At 64.5% G+C, this 23,168-nt stretch carries 27 protein-coding genes and 1 tRNA gene; 5 read left to right on the top strand and 23 right to left on the bottom strand.

From position 1 onward, the window contains the following. Window positions 1-41 precede the first annotated feature (41 nt). Both FHS50_RS07540 and FHS50_RS07535 read right to left on the bottom strand, forming a co-directional pair. Entirely contained in the window at window positions 42-1,100 is a 1,059-nt protein-coding gene (locus FHS50_RS07540) for an NAD(P)H-dependent flavin oxidoreductase (protein ID WP_246332993.1), read from the bottom strand. Window positions 1,101-1,104: 4 nt separating this feature from the next. Beyond that, on the bottom strand, window positions 1,105-2,340 hold the full coding sequence (locus tag FHS50_RS07535) for an aspartate kinase (RefSeq protein WP_246332992.1): 1,236 nt from the start codon (window positions 2,338-2,340) through the stop codon (window positions 1,105-1,107). A gap of 27 nt (window positions 2,341-2,367) precedes the next feature. On the opposite strand from FHS50_RS07535, the gene ubiG reads away from it, so the two are divergent. Then, entirely contained in the window at window positions 2,368-3,090 is a 723-nt protein-coding gene (ubiG, locus tag FHS50_RS07530; RefSeq protein ID WP_183933710.1) for a bifunctional 2-polyprenyl-6-hydroxyphenol methylase/3-demethylubiquinol 3-O-methyltransferase UbiG, read from the top strand. 126 nt (window positions 3,091-3,216) lie between these two features. On the opposite strand, the gene FHS50_RS07525 is transcribed toward ubiG, so the two are convergent. The 5 genes from FHS50_RS07525 to FHS50_RS07505 all read right to left on the bottom strand — a co-directional run bounded on the left by FHS50_RS07525 (window position 3,217) and on the right by FHS50_RS07505 (window position 7,398). Next, a complete protein-coding gene (locus tag FHS50_RS07525; RefSeq protein WP_183933709.1) occupies window positions 3,217-3,888 on the bottom strand; it encodes a glutathione S-transferase family protein in 672 nt (223 codons plus the stop codon). Between the two features lie 71 nt (window positions 3,889-3,959). Next, on the bottom strand, window positions 3,960-4,880 hold the full coding sequence (locus tag FHS50_RS07520; RefSeq protein WP_183933708.1) for a DUF2059 domain-containing protein: 921 nt from the start codon (window positions 4,878-4,880) through the stop codon (window positions 3,960-3,962). A gap of 23 nt (window positions 4,881-4,903) precedes the next feature. After that, a complete protein-coding gene (locus FHS50_RS07515) occupies window positions 4,904-5,584 on the bottom strand; it encodes a DUF2059 domain-containing protein (protein WP_183933707.1) in 681 nt (226 codons plus the stop codon). Between the two features lie 37 nt (window positions 5,585-5,621). Further along, window positions 5,622-6,449, bottom strand: a complete 828-nt coding sequence (locus FHS50_RS07510; RefSeq protein WP_183933706.1) for an undecaprenyl-diphosphate phosphatase — start codon at window positions 6,447-6,449, stop codon at window positions 5,622-5,624. Between the two features lie 4 nt (window positions 6,450-6,453). Further along, entirely contained in the window at window positions 6,454-7,398 is a 945-nt protein-coding gene (locus FHS50_RS07505; protein WP_183933705.1) for a complex I NDUFA9 subunit family protein, read from the bottom strand. 523 nt (window positions 7,399-7,921) lie between these two features. On the opposite strand from FHS50_RS07505, the gene FHS50_RS07500 reads away from it, so the two are divergent. Continuing rightward, window positions 7,922-8,008: transfer RNA gene (locus FHS50_RS07500), tRNA-Leu, on the top strand. A gap of 32 nt (window positions 8,009-8,040) precedes the next feature. Here FHS50_RS07500 and FHS50_RS07495 read toward each other — a convergent pair. The 4 genes from FHS50_RS07495 to FHS50_RS07480 form a co-directional block, all read right to left on the bottom strand. Further along, window positions 8,041-8,787 carry a hypothetical protein gene (locus FHS50_RS07495; RefSeq protein ID WP_221184843.1) on the bottom strand — a complete coding sequence of 249 codons (747 nt, stop codon included), beginning with the start codon at window positions 8,785-8,787 and terminating at the stop codon, window positions 8,041-8,043. Between the two features lie 170 nt (window positions 8,788-8,957). Continuing rightward, window positions 8,958-9,656, bottom strand: a complete 699-nt coding sequence (locus FHS50_RS07490) for a polysaccharide biosynthesis/export family protein (protein WP_183933703.1) — start codon at window positions 9,654-9,656, stop codon at window positions 8,958-8,960. Window positions 9,657-9,838: 182 nt separating this feature from the next. Next, window positions 9,839-10,108 carry a hypothetical protein gene (locus FHS50_RS07485; protein WP_183933702.1) on the bottom strand — a complete coding sequence of 90 codons (270 nt, stop codon included), beginning with the start codon at window positions 10,106-10,108 and terminating at the stop codon, window positions 9,839-9,841. Between the two features lie 30 nt (window positions 10,109-10,138). Continuing rightward, the gene (locus FHS50_RS07480) at window positions 10,139-10,405 is read right to left on the bottom strand and encodes a hypothetical protein (RefSeq protein WP_183933701.1); all 267 of its coding nucleotides are present in this window, start codon (window positions 10,403-10,405) and stop codon (window positions 10,139-10,141) included. 402 nt (window positions 10,406-10,807) lie between these two features. Here FHS50_RS07480 and FHS50_RS07475 point away from each other — a divergent pair, with 402 nt between their 5' ends. From FHS50_RS07475 to FHS50_RS07465, 3 genes are all read left to right on the top strand, one after another. Next, on the top strand, window positions 10,808-11,332 hold the full coding sequence (locus FHS50_RS07475) for a gamma carbonic anhydrase family protein (RefSeq protein WP_183933700.1): 525 nt from the start codon (window positions 10,808-10,810) through the stop codon (window positions 11,330-11,332). A 57-nt stretch (window positions 11,333-11,389) separates the two neighbouring features. After that, the gene (locus tag FHS50_RS07470) at window positions 11,390-12,082 is read left to right on the top strand and encodes a pirin family protein (RefSeq protein WP_183933699.1); all 693 of its coding nucleotides are present in this window, start codon (window positions 11,390-11,392) and stop codon (window positions 12,080-12,082) included. 73 nt (window positions 12,083-12,155) lie between these two features. Beyond that, window positions 12,156-13,322, top strand: a complete 1,167-nt coding sequence (locus tag FHS50_RS07465) for a hypothetical protein (protein WP_183933698.1) — start codon at window positions 12,156-12,158, stop codon at window positions 13,320-13,322. Window positions 13,323-13,325: 3 nt separating this feature from the next. On the opposite strand, the gene FHS50_RS07460 is transcribed toward FHS50_RS07465, so the two are convergent. From FHS50_RS07460 to FHS50_RS07405, 12 genes are all read right to left on the bottom strand, one after another. Next, window positions 13,326-13,946: a DNA-3-methyladenine glycosylase family protein gene (locus FHS50_RS07460; protein WP_183933697.1), complete on the bottom strand. Its 621-nt coding sequence runs from the start codon at window positions 13,944-13,946 to the stop codon at window positions 13,326-13,328. Further along, window positions 13,946-14,686: a 23S rRNA (guanosine(2251)-2'-O)-methyltransferase RlmB gene (gene rlmB, locus FHS50_RS07455; RefSeq protein ID WP_183933696.1), complete on the bottom strand. Its 741-nt coding sequence runs from the start codon at window positions 14,684-14,686 to the stop codon at window positions 13,946-13,948. Before rlmB ends, FHS50_RS07460 begins: the two co-directional genes overlap by 1 nt. Window positions 14,687-14,751: 65 nt before the next feature. Continuing rightward, window positions 14,752-15,099 carry a DUF2200 domain-containing protein gene (locus FHS50_RS07450; RefSeq protein WP_183933695.1) on the bottom strand — a complete coding sequence of 116 codons (348 nt, stop codon included), beginning with the start codon at window positions 15,097-15,099 and terminating at the stop codon, window positions 14,752-14,754. Window positions 15,100-15,101: 2 nt separating this feature from the next. Next, complete coding sequence (gene phoB / locus FHS50_RS07445) at window positions 15,102-15,800, bottom strand: phosphate regulon transcriptional regulator PhoB (RefSeq protein WP_183933942.1); 699 nt, start codon at window positions 15,798-15,800, stop codon at window positions 15,102-15,104. Between the two features lie 26 nt (window positions 15,801-15,826). Continuing rightward, on the bottom strand, window positions 15,827-16,534 hold the full coding sequence (phoU, locus tag FHS50_RS07440; protein WP_183933694.1) for a phosphate signaling complex protein PhoU: 708 nt from the start codon (window positions 16,532-16,534) through the stop codon (window positions 15,827-15,829). 12 nt (window positions 16,535-16,546) lie between these two features. Then, window positions 16,547-17,293, bottom strand: coding sequence for a phosphate ABC transporter ATP-binding protein PstB (gene pstB / locus FHS50_RS07435; protein ID WP_221184910.1), 747 nt, complete (start codon window positions 17,291-17,293; stop codon window positions 16,547-16,549). A 103-nt stretch (window positions 17,294-17,396) separates the two neighbouring features. After that, window positions 17,397-18,611, bottom strand: a complete 1,215-nt coding sequence (gene pstA / locus FHS50_RS07430; protein ID WP_183933941.1) for a phosphate ABC transporter permease PstA — start codon at window positions 18,609-18,611, stop codon at window positions 17,397-17,399. Between the two features lie 112 nt (window positions 18,612-18,723). Next, the gene (pstC, locus tag FHS50_RS07425; RefSeq protein WP_183933692.1) at window positions 18,724-20,106 is read right to left on the bottom strand and encodes a phosphate ABC transporter permease subunit PstC; all 1,383 of its coding nucleotides are present in this window, start codon (window positions 20,104-20,106) and stop codon (window positions 18,724-18,726) included. Window positions 20,107-20,125: 19 nt separating this feature from the next. Beyond that, entirely contained in the window at window positions 20,126-21,157 is a 1,032-nt protein-coding gene (locus FHS50_RS07420; protein WP_183933691.1) for a substrate-binding domain-containing protein, read from the bottom strand. An 86-nt stretch (window positions 21,158-21,243) separates the two neighbouring features. Next, window positions 21,244-22,278 carry an ATP-binding protein gene (locus FHS50_RS07415; RefSeq protein WP_183933690.1) on the bottom strand — a complete coding sequence of 345 codons (1,035 nt, stop codon included), beginning with the start codon at window positions 22,276-22,278 and terminating at the stop codon, window positions 21,244-21,246. A gap of 10 nt (window positions 22,279-22,288) precedes the next feature. Continuing rightward, window positions 22,289-22,726, bottom strand: a complete 438-nt coding sequence (locus FHS50_RS07410; protein WP_183933689.1) for a hypothetical protein — start codon at window positions 22,724-22,726, stop codon at window positions 22,289-22,291. A 75-nt stretch (window positions 22,727-22,801) separates the two neighbouring features. Continuing rightward, complete coding sequence (locus FHS50_RS07405; protein WP_183933688.1) at window positions 22,802-23,146, bottom strand: hypothetical protein; 345 nt, start codon at window positions 23,144-23,146, stop codon at window positions 22,802-22,804. Window positions 23,147-23,168 lie beyond the last annotated feature (22 nt).

Below are 23,168 nucleotides of genomic sequence, written 5' to 3'. Positions count from 1 at the left end.
CGCACCGTCCGGGGCATTTTTCCTTCACATGAAAGGCACCATCAATGGCGAGTTTCGAGCGCTTCTGCCGCTTCCTGGACAAGCTCTGCGAGAATGGCCGCGACCGGCTCCTCGCGCTTGACCATGCCGACCGACTGACCGGCCATGACGCTTCCGGTCTCGACGTCGCCGTCAATGACCGCGCGCTTGAGAGCGCCGGCCCAGTAATGCTCGATCTGGAGCTGGGCCTCGGCCATCTCGACCTCCCCCGTGTCGAGCGCCTGGGCGACCTCGCGCTGCTTGGCGGCGAAGGCTTCCATCTCTTTGTTCTTGAGCGCCCGAACGGGAATCACGGGCAGCCGGGGATCAATCTGAACTGAGGGAATGGCATCGCGCGCCGATGCGCGAATGAACATGCGTTTGAAATTCTCATGCGCGATACATTCGGTGGCGCAGACGAAACGGGTGCCGATCTGGACGCCCACCGCGCCCATTTCGAGATAGGCGGCGATCGCTTCGCCGCGGCCGATTCCGCCCGCGACGAACACCGGAACCTGCTCGGCGACCGCGGGGAGAATCTCCTGCGCGAGCACGCTGGTGGCGACCGGGCCGATATGACCGCCGGCTTCCATGCCTTCGATCACGAGGGCATCGCATCCGGAACGGATCAATTTCTTGGCGAGCGCGAGCGCCGGCGCGAAGGCGATCAGCTTGGCGCCGCCTTTCTTGATGCGCTCGATCGCCTTGCCCGAGGGCAGGCCGCCCGCGAGAACGATATGGCCGACTTCATGTTCGAGGCAGATGTCGATCAGCCGGTCGAGATCGGGGTGCATGGTAATGAGGTTCACGCCGAACGGCCGGTCGGTCATCTCGCGCGTGGCGGCGATTTCCTTGTCGAGCAGTTCGGGCGGCATCGCGCCGCAGGCAATCACCCCGAAGCCCCCGGCATTGGAAATCGCCGAGACGAGGTTGCGCTCGGAAATCCAGCTCATCGCGCCGCCCATGATCGCATGGTCGCAGCCGAGAAATTCGGTGCCACGCTGCATCAGCTGGGCGAGCCGAGCCGCGCCGCCCGCGTCGGGCAGGGGCCGGGTTTCGGGAATCAAGCCTTCACCACTCATCAAATCATTCCTGTTCCTGGTCCAGTTCGAAGGCGCTGTGCAGCGCGCGCACCGCGGTGTCCACATCCTCTTCGCCGATCAGCACGCTGACGCGGATTTCGGAGGCGTTCGCCGCGAGGATGTTGATCTGGCGGTCGGCCAGCGTGTCGAACATCCGGCTCGACAGCGCGGGATCCGAGCGGATGCCCACGCCGACGATCGAGATCTTGGCGATCCGGTCATCGCTCTTGAGTTCGGCATAGCCGATATCGTCCCGCGCATCTTCGAGGAGCGACAGTGCCTTGGCCAGCGATGGCCGCGGCACGGTGAAATTGAGATCGCTCTGCCCCGCGCCTTCGGTGGCGGCGTGGACGATCATGTCGATGGGAATGCCCGCATCGGCCAGCGGGCGCGTCGCATCGGCGAGCGCCCCCGACTGATCCTTGATGCGCGTCAAAGTGATGCGCGCCTCGTTCCGGTCGGCGGCGATGCCTGCGATGGCGGTGCGTTCCATATCCTCTCCCAGTTCGGCGACGATTTCGGTACCCGGCAAATCCTCGAAGGCGGAGACCACGCGCAGCGGCATATTCTCGCGCATCGCCAGCCCCACGCTGCGGACCTGCAGCACCTTGGCGCCTGCACCCGCCAGTTCGAGCATTTCCTCGAAGGTGACCTGTTTGAGCTTGCGTGCCTTGGGGACGATGCGCGGATCGGTGGTATAGACGCCATCGACATCGGTGTAGATGTCGCAGCGGTCGGCCTTCACCCCCGCGGCGATCGCCACCGCGCTGGTGTCCGATCCGCCGCGTCCGAGCGTGGCGACGCGGCCATCCTCGCTGACGCCCTGGAAGCCCGGGATGACGCAGACCTGTCCGCCAGTCAGCGCTTCGTCGAGCAGACCTGCCTCGATCTTCTCGACCCGCGCATTGCCATGCACGCCGCTGGCGCGGACCAGCTGCCAGCCCATGAAGCTGCGGGCATCGACGCCCATGTTCTGGAGCGTCATCGCAAGAAGGCCCGAAGTGACCTGTTCGCCGCTGGCGACCACCACGTCATATTCGCGAGGATCGTGTAGAGCGGCGGCTTCCTTGCACAACTGGACGAGGCGGTCGGTTTCCCCCGCCATCGCCGAAACCACCACGAGGACCTGATTGCCTGCCGCGGCTTCGCGCGACACGAGGCCCGCGACATGGCGGATCCGCTCGATGCCTGCCATCGAGGTCCCGCCGAATTTCATCACGATGCGTTGAGGCTCGCCCATAAGGGTTCATGCTGGTAGGGAGCAGGCATGACGAACACAAGCAGCATCGTAGACCGCGAAGCCGCCCATTTCGGATCGATGGCCGCCGATTGGTGGGATCCCAAGGGCAAGAGCGCGATGCTCCACAAGCTCAATCCGGTGCGGCTGCAATATCTGCGCGACCGCATCGACCAGCATTTCGATTGCGACGAATGCCAATTCCGCCCGCTCGAGGGAAAGAGTGCGCTGGATGTCGGCTGCGGAGCGGGGCTGCTGGCCGAACCGCTGGCGCGGCTGGGTGCGAAGGTGACGGGTGTCGATGCCGCCGCCGAGGTGATCGCGGTCGCGCGCGGCCATGCGGAAGAGCAGGGGCTCGAAATCGACTATCGGGTCGGGGGCGTCGAAGATGTCGAGGGGCAATTCGACCTGGTGACCGCGATGGAAGTCATCGAGCATGTCGCCGAACCGACCGCGTTCGTGGCGGCGCTCGAAAAGCGGCTCGCGCCCGGCGGGCTGCTCGTCATGTCGACGCCCAACCGCACCGCCTGGTCAAAGCTGCTGACCATCACGCTCGCCGAGGGGATGGGGAAGATCCCGCGCGGCACGCATGACTATGACCAGTTCATCCCGCCCGAGGAATTGCAGGCGATGCTTGGCACGGTCGGTCTCGAGGTCGAGGATGTCACGGGGATCGCGATGGGGCCGATGAAAGGGCTGCATCTCAGCGACGACATGCGGCTCAACTATCTGGTGAGCGCCCGCCGGGCCTGAGGGATCAGGGCGGCCTGACCCCGTCGATCGGGCTCGCTGGCGCGACCCGTCGGCCGGCCGTCGCGATCTCTTCGACATAAGCCCGCCTTCGCCTTGCGAAGCCGCACTCATGCTCGGTCGCTCCTGCTAGAAGTCGACCTTGTCGTAATGCGCGGGGGGCGCGATATTTTCCATGCGCTCGCCGAGCAGCGGGCGGAAGCAGGGGCGCGATTTCATCACGCTGTACCAGTCCTTGGTCTGCTGGTGGCCGCGCCAGTCGAGCGCGCCGAGATAGTCGATCACCGACAGGTGCGCCGCGGCGGTGAAATCGGCGAGGCTGAGGCTGCTGCCCGCCAGCCAGCGGCGGTTGTCGAGCAGATAGTCGAGATAGTCGATATAATTATTGCCCACGCGCATCGCCTGGCGCAGCGCGCCCGTATCGGGGGCCTGGCGGCTGACGAGCCGTTTCATCATCCTCTCGTGCATCAGCGGGGCGACGACATCGCCATAGAGCCGCTCGTCGATGAACTGCACGAGGCGGCGCACCTCGGCACGGGCGCGGGCATTGCCGTCGAGCATCGGCGCCTTTTCGGTGGTTTCCTCGAAATATTCGACGATCGGCTGCGATCCGATCAGCACCGCCTTGGTCTCGACCTCGACGATCACGGGGGTTTCGCCCGCGGGGTTCATGTCGATGAATTCGTCGCGCTTTTCCCAGGGATTTTCACGCACCAGTTCGTGCGGAATGCCTTTTTCGCCCAAGACGAGGCGCACCTTGCGGGAAAAGGGGCACAGGGGAAATTGGAAAAGTTGCCACATATCAAGCGGCACTAAGAAAAGCCGCCGCGCCCGTCCAGCGGGCACGGCGACTTATCAACAGAAAAGAAGGGCTATTCGCCTGACCCGGCAGCCTCGGTGCGCATCTCGGCGGCGCGGGCGCGCAACTCGGCGGCCTCGGCTTCGAGCTCTTCCGCCATTTCCTCGAGATGCTCGGGCGTGTCTTCGTGCGCCGCGCAATCCTCTTCCCCTTCCTCACAGGCCTCGATCTCGGGTTCGGGGAACATCGGCGGCAGGTGGGCAGTGCGCGCTTCGAGCGTTTCGACGAGGCCCGGCATGCCTTCGACAAAGTCGGGGAGGCCCGCGAAGACCGCGCGGTAGAAGGTCGGTTCGAACGATGCGGTCCAATTGGTGTGGACGAACTTCTGCCCCGCCGCCGTGTCGGCGAAGGCGGCGAGTTCGCGAAGCTCGCTATCGGTGAACTTCTCGGCGAACAGTTCGGCCAGGACCGCGCGCATCTTGGGTTCGGACTTGTCGAAGACCGGCGGCAGTTCGGACTTCAGAACATCGCGGACGATGTCGAAACGTTCGTCGAAATGCTCGTCTTCGCCCTTGAGGATGCCGCGCAGCGTCTTGTCGCCGAACATGGCGAGCATGAATTCGGCGCCTGCCTCCATCTGCTCGGTGGTGGGCAATTCTTCGCTCGCCTCGCCCGCTTCCTCGGCGGCGATCGGAGCCAGAACGCCGAATGCCTGGATGAGTTCGGTCATGCCGAAGTCGCGGGCGAGCGTCTTGATCGGCGTGTCGAGCATCATCGTCGCGAAATCGTCGAGCATATAGTTGACGACATATTCGGCTTCGCCCTCGGGCCAGTAGAGATCGACCGCATCGAGCGCGAGGGCGCGCCGTTCGGGGCTAAGGGCAGGCGCTTGGGCGGTGGCCGCGCTTTGGCTTTCCTGCGGCAGGCTGGCGCTGGCCGCGGGCGCGGCAAGGCCGATCGACAGCGCGGTGAGGCTGGTGGTGACGATGTGCATGATGTTTCCCCCGTTGAACCTGTCTATTCGGCCTTGGTGCCGAGCGCTTCGAGCCGTTCCTCGATCCCCTCGCCCGGCGGCGGCAGGTGGCTCGTCCGTTCCACGACCTTCTCGATCGCGGCGGGCATGACTTCCATGAGTTTGGGTGTCATTTCGCCCATTACGGCGAGATATTCGGGATCCATGTAGGTCGACATGAATTTGGACGCGAAGCCGCTACCTTCCGGCGTCGCGAAGAAGCGGTTCGCGGCGGCCAGTTCGATGGCGCTATAGTGCCGGTCGAACGCCTGGGCGAGGCGCGCCTTCATCATCGGTTCGACCTCGATCATCACTGGAGCCATCGCCTTGAACGTGACGTCCATGGTAATGCGCTGACGTTCCTCGAAATACGGATCGATAACCGCCATCAGTTCACCCAGCGTCATGCCGGACAGGCGCGCCTCCATGTCGGCGCGCTGCTCATCGTCAATCTGGTTGCCGATCATTTCGATGATCTGATCGGTCGACAGCGACGACATGGAGCCCAGGATGACATCGGTCATCGGACCCGCCATCTGCTCCATCATGGTTTCGCTGGTTCCCTCGGGCCAGAGCGCGTCGACCGCGGCGGTGGCTTGCGGGCTGGCCGAGGCGGTTTCGGCATAAGCGGGTGTGGCCACGCCGAGCGACAATGCGCCCAGCGTGCAGATGATCGATCGCAGCAATGGAATTCCCCCGGTTAAACTATCGGGGACCCTTCAATCATATTGCGCCGAGCCACACAAGCGCGGCCGCCCCGACCGCGATACGGTACCAGGCGAAGGGAGCGAATCCGTAGCGGGTAACGACCGCCATAAAGGCCTTCACCACGATATAGGCGACGATGAAGCTGACGAAGGCGCCGAGCCCGATCCAGCCGAGTTCACTGGCGACGATGCTGTCGCGCGCCTTGAACATTTGCAGCGCGGTGGCGCCGGTGAGCGTGGGCACCGCGAGGAAGAAGCTGAATTCGGCAGCGGTCTTGCGGTCGATGCCGAAGCTCATCGCGCCCATGATGGTCGCACCCGATCGGCTGACGCCCGGGATCATCGCGAGGCACTGGACCAGGCCGATGAGAAGCGACTTCTTGAAGCTCATCGTCGCGACCGCGCCCCCGACCTGGTCTTCGGGGATGTCGGGGCGGGCAGGGGGGTCGGCCCATTTCTCGATGATGAGGATGGCAATGCCGCCCACGATCAGCGCCCACGCCACGACCACCGCATTTTCGAGGAGGTCGTCGATATATTCGCCGAGCGCGAGGCCCAGCACGACCGCAGGAGTGAAGGCGACGAGCAGGTTGCGCGTGAAGGCGATGGCGCCCGGGCTTTTTTCGAAAAGGCCGGTGAGCACGCCCCAGAAGGTCTTCCAGTAAAGGATGACCACCGCGAGAATGGCGCCCGGCTGAATGGCGATGTTGAATAGCGCCCAGCGTTCGGCGTCATAGCCCATCAACTCGGTCGCGAGGATGAGATGGCCGGTCGAGGAGACGGGCAGATATTCGGTGAGACCCTCGACGATGCCGAGGATGATGACGAGCCAGAGAATGGGCATGGGTCTATGCCGTCTCGCTGACGGCGAAGCGGCCGCCCTTTCGATAGCGACCGAGCCATTCAGGCGCGGCCTGTGCGAGCGGGGTCGCCTCGATGCCCATGTCGGCAAGGCCCGGGCGTGCCGGATCGGCGACATTGTCGGACTGGAGCATCAGCCACTGGTCGCGGCTGATCGGCGCGCCCGGCAGGAAGCCGAGCCGCGACATGGCATCGCCGACGAAATCGGGAAGGTCGACGATCTGGGGGGAGCGACCCGCCATGCGCGCGATCCGTTCATTGAGTTCGTGCATCGTCAAAACGTCGGGGCCGGCAATGTCATAGGTCTTGCCGCCGTGCCGGTCGGGACGGAGCGCGGCCTCGGCGATCGCCTTGCCGAGGTCGCCCGCGAAGACCGGTTGGAAACGGCACTTGGGCGCGAGGACCGGCAGGAAGGGCAGGATCGACATGGAGGCGAAGCGGTTGGTGAATTCGTCTTCGGGGCCGAACACGACGCTGGGGCGCAGGATGGTCGCGCCCGGGAAGGCATCGCGAACCGCCTGTTCGCCTTCGCCCTTGGTGCGGCCATAGACCGAGGTGGCATCCGGATCGGCGCCGATCGCGCTAACATGGACGAAGGCCTTGGCACCTGCTTCCTTGGCGGCGAGGGCGGCAGTGCGGGCGCCTTCGACATGGACCGATTCGAGATCGCCGTCGAAAGTGCCGACGAGATTGATCACCGCCGAAGCGTTGACCACCGCGCGCTGGACCGTCGCGGGGCGAGTGAGGTCCGCGGGCATGAGCGCGACCTGGCCGACATCGCCGAGCGGCTGAAGCCGGCTGGCGCGCTTGGGCTGCCGCTCGGCCACGCGCAGGCGGACATCATGCTTGAGCAGATGTTCGCAGGCGTAGCGGCCAATGAAGCCGCCGCCGCCGAAGACGGTGATGATGGGAATGGAATTGGGGTCGCTCATCTGCCTACCGATCACGCTTTCGTAATGGAGGCATCCCTTGGGCCAAGCACGGGTCGCTTGGCAAGGGGGGGAAAGAGCAGGGCCGTCCTCGGAGGGGATATGATGAGGCTTTCACGCGGCCCTGCTCGATCCTTTGGGCGGGTGGCCGTCACCAAGGGATTGAGGGGCCTTGGTGCCGACGCGCCCGACTGCCGGGCGGAGCGTCAAGGGGAATGGCCGGAACGGACCGGGCGCCGGGAAGGGATGTCATCGCGGGCGGAGCACGCCATACCCCTCGCCGCTCGATCCTCTTCGCACGGGCCTTTGCGGCTCGTCCCTGCCGTCGACTATTCGCCTGGCAGTGAGGCCATGTTAAAGCGCGGCAGATGAAAAGCTGTTGAAGCAAGAGGGTAAATGGCGGGGAAGCCATGATGCCTTTCGCACAGCGCAATCGGGCCGGAATCGGGGCCCCCCACAAGGATGTGTTGACAAGGAAGGCAGCACTCCCTTAAGCGCCGCGGCCTACCTGCTGGAAACAGCCCGTGCCCAGGTGGCGGAATTGGTAGACGCACCGTCTTCAGGTGGCGGCGCTCGTAAGGGCGTGGAGGTTCGAGTCCTCTCCTGGGCACCATCTTTTCTTTTACCGTTGATCGTCGGTGTGGCCTAGGCCGCCCCGTGCGAGGCTGGGCGCGAGGGCGCGGCCTCTCGGGGCCACCGCTGAGCAGCGTGGTGCATCGCCGTTCCGCCAAGGGTGGCGAGAAGGCCGACGGCCAGGCTGTCGAAGATCAAGAGCGACCAGACCGCCGCCTCCGGAGCGCCGAATGCCCAGTCATGATTCTTGCCATGCAGAAATTGCAGCGGGATCCACACCATCGCCGTAAAGACGAGCAGGCGGATGGCGGCGAACCAGCCGTCACGGAAAACATCCCGCAATCCGGTCACCCGGTCTCCGGAAATGCCGCGCACCAGAAGCACCAGCAAGGGCAGGGTAGCGATCCCCAAGGCCATGTCGATCCAGCCGGCTTTTTCCTCCCCGATGCTATCGCGCAGCAAGGTTCCGGGCAGCGCCGCCAGCGCAATCAGGACAATCGCGACCGCAACTTTCGCCCATGCCACGGACGCCAGGTTCCACCATCGACCTTCGGTTCGGTCGGCTCCCCAGAAGCGGATGGTGGCGAGAATCGCTAGCAACAGTCCTGCAAGCTTGGCAGCGCCGAACGCCATTCTCGTGGGATTTTCCGAGATGACGCGACCGGCCTCGCGGCTTTCGAACATGCCGAGCTGGATCTCGGCCACGTGCTGGGCGAATTCCGGCAGAACGACCAGTGCGGGAATGATGGGCGCAAGGGCCCAGATGCGGATGCCATCGCGAAGCACCGCCCACATGCGGTCACGCAAGAGTTTAAACACGCTTAACTACCCCCCCCCCCCCGATCAGCTCACGGTCTTCGGTGAAGAAATCGCCGGCCCCATGTCTGCTGTCGACCGGTCTATCAAGCGAGGCAGCCGAGGCAAGGCCGATAAACCGAAAAAGGCCGGGGGTGACCCGGCCTTTTCCTTTGCCAGTTTGACGCGCCTCGTCAGAGGACGGGGGTGAACTGCCCGAGGGTGGGGATGGTGGTACGAAGATCGCGCAGGAAGCGGCGAGTCGCGCTTTCACCGACGACGACGATATCATTGGCGAAGACTACCGGATCCTCGAACTTGCCCGAACGGATGTCCTTGAGGTCGAACATCGCGGCCATCTTCTGGCCGCCCGCCTGGCGGAACACGATCACCCGGCTGAGGCTGGCGGTTTCATCGGCGCCGCGGGCCATCGCGACGGCCTGCTGGAGCGTCAGCGTGCCGACGATGGGATAAATGCCCGGCTGGCGCACCGCGCCATCGACGGTGACAGTGTTGGCGCGCGCCTCGATGATGCTCACCGAGACCTGCGGGTCCTTGAGATAGCGACCGCGCAGCTTGTCCTCGACCGTCTTGGCAAGTTCCTCGGGGGTCTTGCCGCCGGCGAGCACCGCCCCCGCGAGCGGCATGGAGAAATAGCCCGCCGAATCGACGGTGCCCTTGCGGGTCATTTCCTCGACGCCGAACACGGCGATCTCGATCTCGTCATTGGCGCCGATGCGATAGTCGGCGAAATTGCGAGTCAGCGCATCGGGATCGGGCGGAGGAAGCTTGTCCGCGACCGCGACGGCGGTCGAACCTTCATCAAGGCCGACGGAGCTGGCGCAGCCGGCAAGTGCGGCCGCGGCGATCAGGAAAGACGCATGTTTGAACAATGGAATACTCCAGTCCGAAATTATGGGCGATCCATATCGCCTGGATGATGGCCTCCGCCTGAATGGCAGGCAGCGGCGATGTGCCAGGACATTAGGAGATTGGGCGCAATCGCATCAAGCGCAAAGAAAAAAGGCCGGGAAACCATAGGTTTCCCGGCCCCCAATTCTGTCGATGAAAACGATCAGCCACCGCTAACAGGTACAGGTACAGGCGGAATCACGCCTACATCGTCGTCGTCGCTGTCGAGGACAATCGCAGCAATTAAAGCAAGCCCCACCATCATAGAAGCGAAGATAAACGCACGGTCATCCGAGGTGTCTTCGTTATCCTCCTGCAAGCCGACCATCGAAGTGGTCGCTGAAGGAATGGCAGCAGCCGGGCGAACCGAGGCGGCACTGACTGGCGTCGCCAAAAGGCTCAAAACCGCGAAACTTAGGACTGCTTTTTTCACTACTCTTCTCCCAAACACAACTAGCCAGGCTTAGCCCAAGCTCACCGGAAGAGTTTCTTCCTCTTCGTCGTCAAGCAGGGTGATAATGCCCCAAATGAACAGGCCAGCCGCAATCGCGCCAACGACCAAGGTGCCGGCATCCCAGCCATAGCTGCCATCATCATCGATAGCAGTGGTTGCCGAAGTGGTCATCGTCGGCACAGCCGCAGCCGGTCGCGTGGCAGCGCCAGCAGCCGTCATCGGAGCAGCGATCAGTGCAGCCGCAGCAGCAGCGCAAAGCGTCTTTTTCACAATCATTACTAAAACCCCTCTTCTTCGAGTTCTCAGCCGCCTAACATAAGGCATTACACGGAGCAACCCTAACTCACGGACGGACATAGAGTTGCATCGACCTTAAAAAACGGTGAATTTCGGGGAAAAGATTGTCGATTTAGCAACAGGTAAACCGGCTCTCCCCCTGCCGCCCGATTGTCCCCAAGCACGCAATTTATGTTAGTTTTTCGGCAGTTAGCAGGTGCAGCATCGTCCCCGGCGGCATCCCGTTACCCGTTTTGCCCCATGGCGGGCCAATCCCGTCGAAGAGCTGGCAGGCCGCTTCGAACGCTCTGACAAGTCGGGATAAACTGTTGCGCCGTTGCGACAGAAAGTCCGCTTTATCACGGCGTCGACGCTCCTCGTGCGACTCGCTAGAAACGAATCATGACAATCTATTCGCTTGGCGAGCTTTCGCCTTCGATTGACGCTACGGCATGGGCCGCTCCCAGTGCCGATCTCATCGGCGACGTGCGTCTCCACGCCCGGTCGAGCGTATGGTTCGGAGCGGTGATCCGCGCCGACAACACGCCCATCATCCTGGGCGAGGAAAGTAATTTCCAGGATGGGGCGATCGGCCATTCGGACCCCGATGCGCCGCTCATCATCGGCAAGCGGGTCACGGTCGGGCACCAGGCGATCCTCCATGGCTGCACGGTCGAGGACGAGGCGCTGATCGGCATGGGTGCGCGCATCCTCAATGGCGCGGTGATCGGGAGCCAGTCGATCGTCGGGGCAGGCGCGCTGGTGACCGAAGGGAAGGAGTTTGCGCCCCGCAGCCTGATCGTGGGCACGCCTGCGCGAGTGCTGCGCACGCTGGACGAGGAGCAGGTCGAGATGCTGCGCGCCTCGGCGGCACTTTATGCGCGCAAGGCCGCCGATTATGCCCGGCAGCTGAAGGCACATGGATGAGGGCAAGGCACATCGGCGCCACTTGAACCCGCTAAAAAGCGGGCGAAATATCGGACCATGATCGACATCCGACCTTTTGCTTCGCTGGGCCATGCCCGTCATGGCTGGCTCGATGCCCGCCACCATTTCAGCTTTGGCGGCTATCATGACCCCGCGCGCATGGGCTGGGGCGCGATCCGCGTGTGGAACGACGACCGCATCGCTCCGCACAGCGGTTTTCCGCCGCACCCGCACCGCGACATGGAAATCATCACCTATGTCCGCAGCGGCGCGATCAGCCATGAGGATTCGCTGGGCAACAAGGGGCGGACCAAGGCAGGCGATGTCCAGGTAATGAGCGCGGGAAGCGGCGTCATCCATGCCGAATATAATCGCGAGGACGTGGAAACCACGCTGTTCCAGATCTGGATCGAGACCGATCGTCCGGGCGTCGCGCCGTCATGGGGAATGAAGCCTTTTCCCAAGGAAGCGCGGCAGGATAGCCTGCAATTGCTTGCTAGCGGGGAGCGGAGTGACGGGGCGCTCGACATCCATGCCGATGCGCGCGTCTATGGCGCCACGATCGTTAAGGGCGGCACGATCGAGCATGCCGCCGATCCGGCGCGTCATTATTATCTTGTTCCCTCAGGCCGTATCGAGGTGAACGGGGTCGAGGCGGGCGCGCGTGACGGCGTGGCGATCCACGGGGAGAGCGCCATTCAGATCCACGCAATGGAAGATGTGGAACTGGTGCTCGTGGATGCACGATAGGCCGCAACTGGCTTGACCCCGGCCGCATCCTGCTATTCGGGTCGCTGACATGATTCGGGGTGGGAAAATCGGAATGACGGCCCTCTGGCTGGCTGCATTGGCTGCGCAAGGCGCGGTGGCGACGCCGCCGGGCAATTATGAAGCCCTGCCGCCGGGCGAGGTCGACCTGCGTCCCGACGCGGTCGGGCCTGAAAGCCTGCGCGATTTCAACCTGGGTGGCGAGCGGCAGAGCCCGCCGCCACCTGCGCCGCGTGAGCCCGCGCCACAGCCGCGGGCCTCGCAGCCCGTTCCCCCACCGGTGCAGCCTGCCCCGCGTCAGGCGCCGCCGGTCACGCCCACGCGCATGCCCGAACCGCCCGCCGTCGAATCAGGACCGCGCCCCGATGCCGCGCCCGCGACGGCCACACCTGCGCCCCCGACCGAAATCATGACCGAAACGGCGCCTGCGCCCGCCACGAGCGCGCCGGTGCTGCCTCCGCCCGCGCGGGTCGATCTGCCGGGTGTTCCGCAGGACCAGGGGCCGCCAAGCTGGATGTGGGCGATCGTGGGGCTGCTCGCTCTGTTGATCGGCTATGCGATCTTCCGGTCGCGTCGGCCCGTTCCCGCCGCCGGTCCCACCGAAGCGCCGGTGCCGCTCCAGCGCGCGTCCTCCAGTGATACGGGGAGTTCCAAACCCGCGGCCGCTCGCGAACCCGCGCCTGCCGCTCCTGCCCCCGCGCCGCCTCCGCCGCCCGCGCCGTCGAGCGAGGGCTTCGTCGGTATCAAGCAGGCGCCCGACCTACTGCTCGACCTTACGCCGCTACGCGCGGCATTGACCGAGGAAGAGTTCAGCATCGATTATGCGGTGACCATGGCCAATCGAGGCACCGGTCCCGCGCTCGATATCGGGATCGACAGCGCGATGGTGATGGCGGGGCCGCAGCAGGAACAGAAGATCGCCGAATTCATCGCCCATCCTCCCGCCGAGGGGAAGGTCGCGCTGCAGATGCTCAACAGCCATGGGCAGGCGCAGCTACGCGGGACGATTCGCCTGCCGATCGCGCAGATGACGGTCATTCCGCTCGAAGGACGGCAGCTCATCATGCCGACGCTGGTCCTGCTCCCGCGTCATCGCCACGGGCGGGGCAAGCCCGCGCGCTTCGTCATCGGGCGCAAGCCCCGTGAAGGCGACAAGCTGGCTCCGATGCGCGCCGATCTCGGGCCGCGCAGCTGGCGCGATCTGATGGCGAAGAAGGCCTAGATCTCAGTCGAGCGGCGGAGCGTTATAGCTGTGCCAGGCAAGGATCGCCGCGGCGCCCCGATGCGGTGACCAGGGCAGCGCCCATTCGCGCAGCAAATTTTCGGCAGGGCGTTCCTCATGCCCCAGCATCCGCCCGATTTCCTTCTGCACGGCTAAATCGCCAGCAGGAAAGGCGTCGGGGCGACCCTCGGCGAACAGGAGATAGATCTCGGCCGACCAGCGACCGATGCCCTTGATCCGGGTCAGCGCCTCGATGGCTTCCTCGTCGTCCTCGGGCAGGTGGGTGAGGTCGAGTTCGCCCGTATGGACGAGCCCGGCGAGGCTGCGGGCATAGCCGGCCTTCTGGCGTGACAGGCCCGCCGCGCGCATTTCCTCGTCGCTTGCCTTGCTCATCGCTTCGAGATCGGGGTCGGTCCCGAAACGCTGCGTGAGCTTCGCCCACATCGAATTGGCGGCGGCGACGCTGACCTGCTGCCCGACGATGGTGCGGAGCAGGGTCGCGGCGCCCGTGGGCCGCAGGCGCGGCTCAGGCCTGCCATGCTGTTCGAGCGCGGCGGCGAAGCGCGGTTCGATCCCGACCAACGCATCGAGGCTGGTATCGAGGCTCTTTTGCGTCGCGACCATCAGGCGATGCTTGCCGCATAAAGACTGATCGCGGCGGCGTTGGAGACATTGAGGCTTTCCATCCGCTCGCTGATCGGCAGCCTGGCGAGGGCATCGCAATGGTCGCGCACATTGGCGCGCATTCCCGGCCCTTCGGCGCCGAGCACCAGTGCGACCCGGTCGGGACCGAGCGCCTCGGCAAGCGTCGTGTCGGCTTCGCCCGCCAGCCCGATCCGCCAGAAGCCCGCTTCGGCCATTTCATCGAGCGCGCGCGACAGGTTGACGACGCGCACCCAGGGAACTGTTTCAAGCGCGCCCGACGCAGCCTTGGCCAGCACGCCGCCTTCGGGTGGGGCATGGCGGTCCTGCGTGACGATGGCGACGGCATCAAAGGCCGCCGCCGAGCGCAGGATGGCGCCGACATTATGCGGATCGGTGACCTGGTCGAGGACGAGGATCACCGCCTTTTCCAGCGCATCGGCAAGCACGTCGCCGAGCCAGATATCCTCGAGCGGTTCGCATTCGATCACCACGCCCTGATGCGGTGCGTCGGCGGGAACGAGGCGGCCGAGATCGGGCGCTTCGGCCATCACCACCTGCACCTCGGGCGGGAATTGCATGAAGTTCGCGGCCTCGCGCGTCGCCCAGGCCTTGAGGACGGTGCGGTCGGGATTATCCAGCGCTGCGGCGACAGCATGCTTGCCCCAGAAACGGGGACGGTTGGGGTTGCCCCCGCTCTTGTTCTTGCGTTTGCGAGCCATGGTGGCGGCTTAGTGGGCGCCCGCGTGCGAGTCTAGCGATGGCAGGCCGCTTTTGCTTTCCGCCGTCAGCGCAAGATCTTATCGAGCGCCTTGCCCCTTGCAAGTTCATCGACCAATTTGTCGAGCCGCCGGATATTGCGCACCAGCGGATCCTCGATTTCCTCGACGCGGATCCCGCAGATGACGCCTTTGACCTGATCGGCATTTTCATGGATCTGCGGCGCTTCGTCGAAGAAGGTTTCGAGCGTCACCGAGCTTTCGATCTGCCTTGCCAGCCCAGCGTCATCATGGCCCGTCAGCCATTTGATGACGCGATCGAGATCCTCTTTCGTCTGGCCCTTCTTCTCGACCTTTTCGATGTAGAGCGGATAGATTTGCGAAATCTCATATTCGCCGATGGACTTGCGCGGCATGGCTAGCCGACTTTCTCGGCATCGAGCGCATAGCCCGCGCTACGCACGGTGCGAATGAGATCCGGCCCGCCATGTTCGCCGAGCGCCATGCGCAGGCGGCGGATGTGGACGTCGACAGTACGTAGCTCGATATCCTCGCTGTGCGGCCAGACATTCTCGAGGAGTTGTTGGCGCGAGAAGACGCGGCCCGGATTTTCGAGGAAATGGCGGAGCAGCCGATATTCGGTGGGACCGAGCTGGATGGGCTTGCCGTCGCGCGTCACCCGGTGCGCGGCAAGGTCCATCTCCACCCCGCCATAGTCGATCTGTTCGGCGGCAAGGGCAGGGCGCACGCGGCGCAGCACCGCGCCCGCGCGGGCGACCAGTTCCTTCGGGCTGAAGGGCTTGGTGATATAATCGTCAGCGCCGGTTTCGAGGCCGCGGATGCGGTCGTCTTCCTCGCCCCGCGCGGTTAGCATGATGATCGGCTTGTTAGCGGTCGCGCTCTTGCGGCGGAGGCGGCGGCAGACTTCGATGCCGCTGATGCCCTCGATCATCCAGTCGAGCAGGATGAGGTCGGGATCAATTTCCTCGACCAGAATGAGCGCTTCCTCGCCGTCGCCGGTACGGGTGACCTCATAGCCCGCCTTTTCGAAATGGTAGCTGATGAGGTCGGCGAGCGGCCGATCATCCTCGACAAGGAGCACGCTGGCCCGCTGCATCGTGGTGGGTTCGGCCGCGCCCGCCATCAATTATCGGCCTCGCCTTCCTCGACCTTGGCGATGCGGTCGGGCAGATGCTCGCCGGTGGCGGCATAATAGACCATCTCGGCGATGTTGGTGGCATGATCGCCCACGCGCTCGATATTCTTGGCGATGAACAGGAGATGCGCGGCCTGGCCGATATTGTGCTGATTTTCCATCATGTGGGTGAGCAGCGTGCGGAAGATCGAATTGTAGAAATCGTCGACCGCCTGGTCGCGTTCATAGACGCGCATCGCGGCTTCGGCATCGCGCTCGACGAAGGCGTTCAGCACGTCATGCACCATCTCGGTGGCGATGCGCGCCATTTCGGGCATGAGCGACAGAGGCTCGATGTCACGGCTCGCTTCGAGCTTGGGAATGCGCTTGGCGATATTCTTCGCATAGTCGCCGATCCGTTCGACCACCGCCGAGATCTTGAGCGCGGCGACGACATCGCGAAGGTCGCCCGCCATCGGGGCGCGCAGGGCAATGACCTGGATCGCGCGCTTCTCGGTCTCGATTTCGAGGGCGTCGAGCTTGGCGTCGTTGGCGATCACTTCCTTGGCGGCATCGAGATCGCGCGTCTGGAGGCAGCGGATCGCTTCGCGGATGGCATGTTCGGCCAGCCCGCCCATCTGGCTGATGAGCGCGCGCAGCCGGTTGAGATCGTCATCAAATGCCTTGAGCGTATGGCCCGTGGTCTCTTCGTTCATGTCCGTCTCCGATCAGCCGTAGCGGCCGGTGATGTAATCCTGCGTGCGCTTGGCCTTGGGATTGGTGAAAATCTCGCTGGTCTTTCCATATTCGACGAGCTCGCCGAGGTGGAAGAAAGCCGTGCGCTGCGACACGCGTGCCGCCTGCTGCATATTGTGGGTGACGATCGCGATCGCGTAGCGGCCGCGCAGTTCGTGGATCAGTTCCTCGATCTTCGCGGTGGCGATAGGATCGAGCGCCGAGCAAGGTTCGTCCATCAGGATGACCTCGGGATCGACCGCGATGGCGCGGGCGATGCACAGGCGCTGCTGCTGGCCCCCAGACAAAGCGGTGCCGCTTTCGTCGAGCCGGTCCTTCACTTCGTCCCACAGGCCTGCACGGCGCAGCGAGCTTTCGACGATCTGGTCCATCTCCGACTTGCTCGAGGTGAGGCCGTGAATGCGCGGGCCGTAGGCGATATTCTCGTAGATCGACTTGGGGAAGGGATTGGGCTTCTGGAAGACCATGCCGACCCGGGCACGCAGCTGCACCACGTCCATCGCCGGCGCATGGATATCCTCGCCGTCCAGTTCGATATGGCCGGTGACGCGCGCGGAGGGGATGGTGTCGTTCATGCGGTTGAGGGTGCGCAGGAAAGTCGACTTGCCGCAGCCCGACGGGCCGATGAAGGCCGTCACCTTGTCATCGAAGATGTTGATCGAGACGTCGTTGATCGCCTGCTTCTCGCCATAGAAGACGTTGACGTGCTGGGCGCGCATCTTGGGTTTGCGGCCCTGGTCCACTTCGGCGACCGGCAAGGGATCGGGAGCGGTGTCGACCTTCTCGGCCTTGGTGGTGGTGATGTCGTTCATAAGCTTTGGCCTACCAGCGCTGTTCGAAGCGGTTTCGGAGATAGATGGCGAGCCCGTTCATCAATAGCATGAAGATGAGCAGGACGATGATGGCGGCGCTGGTCTTCTCGACGAAGCCGCGATCGACTTCGTCCGACCAGAGGAAGATCTGCACCGGCAGCACGCTCGCCGGATCGGTGAAGCCCTGCGGCGGGCTGGTGATGAAGGCGCGCATGCCGATCAGCAGCAGAGGCGCGGTCTCGCCCAATGCACGTGCCAGCCCGATGATGGTGCCGGTCAGGATGCCGGGTAGCGCGAGCGGCAGGACATGGTGGAACACGACCTGCATCTTCGATGCGCCCACGCCGAGCGCCGCGTCGCGGATCGAGGGAGGCACTGCCTTGATGGCATTGCGCCCCGCGATCACGATCACCGGCATGGTCATCAGCGCCAGCGTCAGGCCGCCGACGATCGGGGCTGATCGCGGCAGGTGCATGAAATTGAGGAAGACCGCGAGGCCGAGCAGGCCGAAGATGATCGAAGGCACCGCCGCCAGATTGTTGATCGAGACCTCGACCATGTCGGTCCAGCGGTTCCGGGGCGCGAATTCCTCGAGATAGATGGCCGACAGGACGCCGATCGGGAAAGCCAGCACCATCGTCACGATGATGGTGAGGAGGCTGCCCTTGAGCGCGCCCCATACGCCCACCGCGCTGGGGTCGGTCGCGTCGGAAGCGGTGAGGAAGGTCGAGTTGAAGCTGCGCGACAGATCGCCCTTGGCCTCGACCAGTGCGACCAGCGCCTCGCTTTCGACATCGCCTTCGTCCTTGGCGGCGATCTCGACCTTGGAAGAAACGGGCAGTTCGACCGTCACCTTGCGGGTGAGCATCGAGGGATCCTCGACGAGCTTGTCGCCCAGCGCCCGTTCGGCGCCGTCGGTGAACAATTCCTCGGCCTCGGGGCCATATTGGGCGATCGCGGCTTCGCGGATGGTGGCCGACAGGTTGGCGCCGGCAACGATACCCTGCGCGCCCGGGCCTTCGAGGCTCTGCGGGTCGATGATCACGTCGGAGGCCGGGAAGTCGATCGTCACCGGCGCTTCCATGCGGGTGAAGCCGCCGATGCCCTTGGCCGCCATGGTGACGAGCAGGAAGGCGAGGAACAGCACCGAGATGCCGACCGCGACCAGCCCGAAGAAGCGGAAGCGCCGTTCGGCGGCATAGCGCTTCTTCACGCGGGTGGTCATCGACCCGTCGGTCCAGCGGCTGGCACCGTTTCCGGGCCCGTCGACCGCGGCAGGCGTGTGCGTCGACACGGCGGCGGCACCGGCCTCGGCCGAGCCTGCGCGTTCCAGATCGCTATTCATACGCTTCCCGATATTTGCGGACCACGCGCAGGGCGTAGAGGTTGAGAACAAGGGTGATGACGAACAGTACCAGCCCCAGCGCGAAGGCGGCGAGCGTCTTGGCGCTGTCGAATTCCTGGTCGCCGGTGAGCAGCTGGACGATCTGGGTCGTCACGGTGGTCACGCTGGCGAACGGATTGGCGGTGAGATTGGCAGCAAGACCCGCGGCCATCACCACGATCATCGTCTCGCCGATCGCGCGGCTGACCGCGAGAAGGATGCCCCCGACGACGCCCGGCAGGGCGGCGGGAAGGACGACCTTCTTGATCGTTTCCGACTTGGTCGCGCCGAGCGCCAGCGAACCGTCATTCATCGCCTGGGGCACGGCCGCGATGCTGTCGTCGGCCATCGAGGAGACGAAGGGGATGATCATGATGCCCATGACGAGGCCCGCCGCCAGCGCGCTTTCGCTGCTGGCGCTCTCGATCCCGATCGACACCGCGAAGCCGCGCACCGCCGGAGCCACCGTGAGCGCGGCGAAATAGCCGTAGACGACCGTGGGAACGCCCGCGAGAATCTCGAGGATGGGCTTGAGCCACTGGCGCACCCGGGCGGGCGCATATTGGGTCAGGAAGATCGCGCTCATCAGGCCGAGCGGGATCGCGACGATCATCGCGATGATCGCGCCGATGAAGATGGTGCCCCAGAAGAGCGGGATCGAGCCGAAAGCGCCCGAAGAGCCTGCCTGGTCGGCACGGATCGCCATCTGCGGGCTCCATTGCGTACCGAACAGGAATTCGCCCGGCGACACCATCTGGAAGAAACGCAGCGTCTCGAAGAGCAGCGACAGGACGATACCGAGCGTGGTGAGAATTGCGATCAGCGACGCGGCAACCAGCAGCCCCATGATCCACCGCTCCACGCCGGTGCGGGCGCGGAACTGCACTCCGAGGCGTCGAAGCGCGAAGAAGAGCCCGCCGAACGCGAGCAGAAGCGCGATGACCCCGCCGATGGTCGAGAAGCGCGACATGGCCGCGCCGTAGATCGGCGCCAGCTCGTTTGACTGGCTGTTGTAGCCCGCGCTGATCCGGCCCGAGGCGATGTCGCGCGCTTCGGCGACGATCTGGGCGCGCTGGATGTCGAAATCGGGAAGCGCCTGGCCTTGCGGCGTGGCAAGCACGGCCTGCTGGATCAGCCCGTCCTGGACGGGCGCCCAGATGGCAAGGAAGAGAAGTGCCGGAACCGCCGTCCAGATGATCGCGTAGAATGCGTGATAATTGGGCAGGCTGTTCAAGCGCGCACCGCCCTGGCGCAGCGTCAACGCCCGGTTTCGGGCATAGACGCCGGCCAGAACGGCAACGACGAGAATGGCAACGAGATAGATCGTCAGCGACATGGTCTCGCTGCCCTCCCTTTTACTTCAGCTGGGCGCCGTCGAGCTTCGTCATTTCCGAAGCGACCTTGGCCGATGCAGCACGTTCGGCATCCGCCAACGGAACGAGACCACGGCTGTTGAGAATGCCGCCCTTGTCCCAGGCCTGCGAATAGGCCTTCACGAATTCGCGAAGCGCGGGCTTCACCTCGGCATGCTGGCCCTTCACATAGATGAAGAGCTTGCGCGCGCCGGGATATTCCAGCTTCGAGATGGTTTCTTCGGTCGGGGTCACCCCGCCGATCGAAACCGGCTGAACCTTGTCGGCATTTTCCTCGAGGAAGCTGTAGCCGAGGACGCCGAGCGTCCCGGGGTCGGCCGCGACCTTCTGGACGAGCAGATTGTCATTCTCGCCCGCCTCGACGAAGGCACCGTCCTCGCGGATCTTGGTGCAGACGGTCTTGTGCTGGTCCTTGTCGGCTTCCTTGAGCGCTTCCATTTCGGGATTGGCGTCGCAGCCCGCTTCGAGGATCAGCTCGGCGAAGCTGTCGCGGGTGCCGCTGGTGGGCGGCGGGCCGAGCACGCGGATCTTGATCGCGGGCAGGTCCGGATTGACGTCGGCCCAGGTCTGGGCGGTCTGTTCCTTGCCATAGGGGTTGGCGGCGAGAGCCTTGTAGATGTCCTCGACGGTGAGGTTGATCGGGGCTTCGCCCTGCGCCTGGATAAGCGTGAGGCCGTCGATGCCGACCGCCAGTTCGACAATGTCGGTGACGCCGGCCTGCTGGCACATTTCGAATTCGCTCGCCTTCATGCGGCGCGAGGCGTTGACGACGTCGGGATGCTCCTGGCCGACGCCCGCGCAGAAGAGCTTCATGCCCGAACCCGTGCCGGTCGATTCGACCTTCACGCGAGTGCCGGGATTGGCACGCTCGAACTGTTCGGCGACCGCGGTGGTGAAGGGATAGACGGTCGATGAACCCACGATGTTGATTTCGCTGGTTCCCGCAGCACCGCTACCGCCACCGCATGCAGCGACCAGGGCCGCGAGCGGCAAGGCAAAAAGTGATTTCTTCATGTGATTCTCCACTGATTCGACCGGTTCCCCCTCGGCCATGGCCACGCCCTAGCCGCGAATACGCTGGTCTTTGTGACACTATGGTTTCAGTTTGATGACAGCGGCTCTCCCGACGCGGCGCGGTCGCGGTCTGGAAGGGGGAAATCGACGGTGACGCGCGTGCCTGCGCCTGGCGCGCTGGCGATGTCGAGCGAAGCGCGGTGCCGTTCGGCGATATGCTTGACGATGGCGAGCCCGAGGCCCGTTCCTCCGCCTTCGCGGCTGCGCGCGGCATCGACGCGGTAGAAGCGCTCGGTCAGACGCGGCAGATGTTGCGGCTCGATCCCCGGACCATGGTCGCGAACGGTCAGACGCACCCGCCCGCGAACCAGCGCGGTCGCGATCTCGATTCGACAATCCTCGGGCCCCGATCCGTAGCGGATCGCATTGGCGATTAGATTGTCGGCAAGCTGCGACAATTGGGGTCCGTCGCCGAGGATCTCGGGCAGGTCATCGGCGAGGCGGGAGACGATCTCGCATTCGCGCCGTTGTGCGAGCGGCGCATTTTGTTCGATGACCCGGGCAATCAGCGCCGACAGGTCGATACGGCTGCGCGGCTGGACGAACCGGTCGGCCTCGATGCGCGACAGGCCCATCAGGTCCTCGACGATCTGGAGCATCCGCTTGGCCTCGCTCTGGATGGTGCTCGCGAAGCGGCGGCGGGTTTCCTCGTCGGGAGCATCCTCGTCGGCAAGCGTTTCGGCATAGCCGAGGATGGTCGCGATCGGTGTGCGCAACTCATGGCTGGCGTTGGCCACGAAATCGACGCGCATCTTCTCGGCGGCGCGGGCCGCGGCGCGATCGACGAGGCGGATGAGCATCTCGCCATCGTCGAGCGGGACGCCGATCACTCGCCAGGGCCGCTCGGTTCGGCCGACGCCCTCGACATTGACTTCGCCGCGCCGTGCTGCCGCGACCATGTCGAGCACCTTGGGGTGGCGAATGACCAGGCGGATATCCTCGCCGACGATGCGCTGGCCGAGGAGATCGCGCGCAGCGCGGTTGGCGGCACGGACCTGACGCTTCTCGATGATCAGCGCAGGCTCGTCGATCGCCTCGAGAATGGGGGTCATGCTGGCCATGACGGCCCCTCTAGACGGTGGACAGGTCGCTTTCCAGCGATTCCCCGATCCGCTTGCGGAAGCGCCACACGGCAACCGCGATGATGAGAAGGATGGGGTAGGACCAGAATTTCTCGGCCGCGGCATAGGCCTGCGGCAAAAGGTCGAGGCGCGAGGCCTTCATCAGGTGCGAAAGGCTGGCGGTAAGGTGGAGGCCCGCGATCCACAGCGGCCAGAAGCGCTGGGAGCGAAGGGCGATGCCGACGAAAACGGCAAGCAAGGCCATGTCGACCAGCGCGACGCCGACTTCGACGCGGCCATATCGCTCGCTCAAGGGAGAGACGAGCGCGACGGTGAGGATGGCGGCGAGGACGCAGGCAGTCGCGGCAAGCTTCTGTTCGCCATTGCCGCGCACCATGGCGTAGAGCGCGACGATGATCAGCAGGGTCCAGAAAAGTGCCGGTGCCATCGTCTTGCCGTCATTCCTAAGAGGTGGAGAAAGTGGGTGGCCGGGCTGCGAAGGGGTGCAGCCCGGCGCAAGGGTTTAGGCGACGACGCGCAGATCGGCAAAGCCTTCTGCGGGCGGACATTCGCTGCCATCTCCGAAACCGGTGGTGCGCAGGCCCGGAACCGACTGCTGGGTTTCCTTGAGGACCATGTGGGCGTCGGCCATTCCGCCGCGGGCGGCAACCAGTGCCTGGACGGTCTGGGCGACATGTTCGAAGGCGGCATGGCCGGTCGCAGTGGCGATACGCGCGGTCGAACGTGCGTGGATCATGCGGCTCTGCAGCTCGGCGATTTCGGCGAGCGCGGTCTCGATGCTGTCTTCGACGGCACGAACCTGGGTGGCAACTTCAAAAGCGGCATTTTCGATCATCTGCTTGCGCATGGCTACTCCTTCGGAGCCGGAC

The sequence above is a fragment of the Sphingomicrobium lutaoense genome (genome assembly GCF_014195685.1).
Classification (GTDB): domain Bacteria; phylum Pseudomonadota; class Alphaproteobacteria; order Sphingomonadales; family Sphingomonadaceae; genus Sphingomicrobium; species Sphingomicrobium lutaoense.
The sequence above is the reverse complement of the archived record's forward strand: the minus strand, read 5'-3'. Positions and strand labels throughout refer to the sequence as shown.

Coding starts and splice junctions, on each gene's coding strand:
- FHS50_RS07540 (WP_246332993.1), bottom strand. CDS start 1,100: ATGAGTGGTGAAGGCTTGATTCCCGAAACCCGGCCCCTGCCCGACGCG.
- FHS50_RS07535 (WP_246332992.1), bottom strand. CDS start 2,340: ATGGGCGAGCCTCAACGCATCGTGATGAAATTCGGCGGGACCTCGATG.
- ubiG (WP_183933710.1), top strand. CDS start 2,368: ATGACGAACACAAGCAGCATCGTAGACCGCGAAGCCGCCCATTTCGGA.
- FHS50_RS07525 (WP_183933709.1), bottom strand. CDS start 3,888: ATGTGGCAACTTTTCCAATTTCCCCTGTGCCCCTTTTCCCGCAAGGTG.
- FHS50_RS07520 (WP_183933708.1), bottom strand. CDS start 4,880: ATGCACATCGTCACCACCAGCCTCACCGCGCTGTCGATCGGCCTTGCC.
- FHS50_RS07510 (WP_183933706.1), bottom strand. CDS start 6,449: ATGCCCATTCTCTGGCTCGTCATCATCCTCGGCATCGTCGAGGGTCTC.
- FHS50_RS07505 (WP_183933705.1), bottom strand. CDS start 7,398: ATGAGCGACCCCAATTCCATTCCCATCATCACCGTCTTCGGCGGCGGC.
- FHS50_RS07480 (WP_183933701.1), bottom strand. CDS start 10,405: ATGATTGTGAAAAAGACGCTTTGCGCTGCTGCTGCGGCTGCACTGATC.
- FHS50_RS07475 (WP_183933700.1), top strand. CDS start 10,808: ATGACAATCTATTCGCTTGGCGAGCTTTCGCCTTCGATTGACGCTACG.
- FHS50_RS07470 (WP_183933699.1), top strand. CDS start 11,390: ATGATCGACATCCGACCTTTTGCTTCGCTGGGCCATGCCCGTCATGGC.
- FHS50_RS07465 (WP_183933698.1), top strand. CDS start 12,156: ATGACGGCCCTCTGGCTGGCTGCATTGGCTGCGCAAGGCGCGGTGGCG.
- FHS50_RS07460 (WP_183933697.1), bottom strand. CDS start 13,946: ATGGTCGCGACGCAAAAGAGCCTCGATACCAGCCTCGATGCGTTGGTC.
- rlmB (WP_183933696.1), bottom strand. CDS start 14,686: ATGGCTCGCAAACGCAAGAACAAGAGCGGGGGCAACCCCAACCGTCCC.
- FHS50_RS07450 (WP_183933695.1), bottom strand. CDS start 15,099: ATGCCGCGCAAGTCCATCGGCGAATATGAGATTTCGCAAATCTATCCG.
- phoB (WP_183933942.1), bottom strand. CDS start 15,800: ATGCAGCGGGCCAGCGTGCTCCTTGTCGAGGATGATCGGCCGCTCGCC.
- phoU (WP_183933694.1), bottom strand. CDS start 16,534: ATGAACGAAGAGACCACGGGCCATACGCTCAAGGCATTTGATGACGAT.
- pstB (WP_221184910.1), bottom strand. CDS start 17,293: ATGCGCGCCCAGCACGTCAACGTCTTCTATGGCGAGAAGCAGGCGATC.
- pstA (WP_183933941.1), bottom strand. CDS start 18,611: ATGACCACCCGCGTGAAGAAGCGCTATGCCGCCGAACGGCGCTTCCGC.
- pstC (WP_183933692.1), bottom strand. CDS start 20,106: ATGTCGCTGACGATCTATCTCGTTGCCATTCTCGTCGTTGCCGTTCTG.
- FHS50_RS07420 (WP_183933691.1), bottom strand. CDS start 21,157: ATGAAGAAATCACTTTTTGCCTTGCCGCTCGCGGCCCTGGTCGCTGCA.
- FHS50_RS07415 (WP_183933690.1), bottom strand. CDS start 22,278: ATGGCCAGCATGACCCCCATTCTCGAGGCGATCGACGAGCCTGCGCTG.
- FHS50_RS07410 (WP_183933689.1), bottom strand. CDS start 22,726: ATGGCACCGGCACTTTTCTGGACCCTGCTGATCATCGTCGCGCTCTAC.
- FHS50_RS07405 (WP_183933688.1), bottom strand. CDS start 23,146: ATGCGCAAGCAGATGATCGAAAATGCCGCTTTTGAAGTTGCCACCCAG.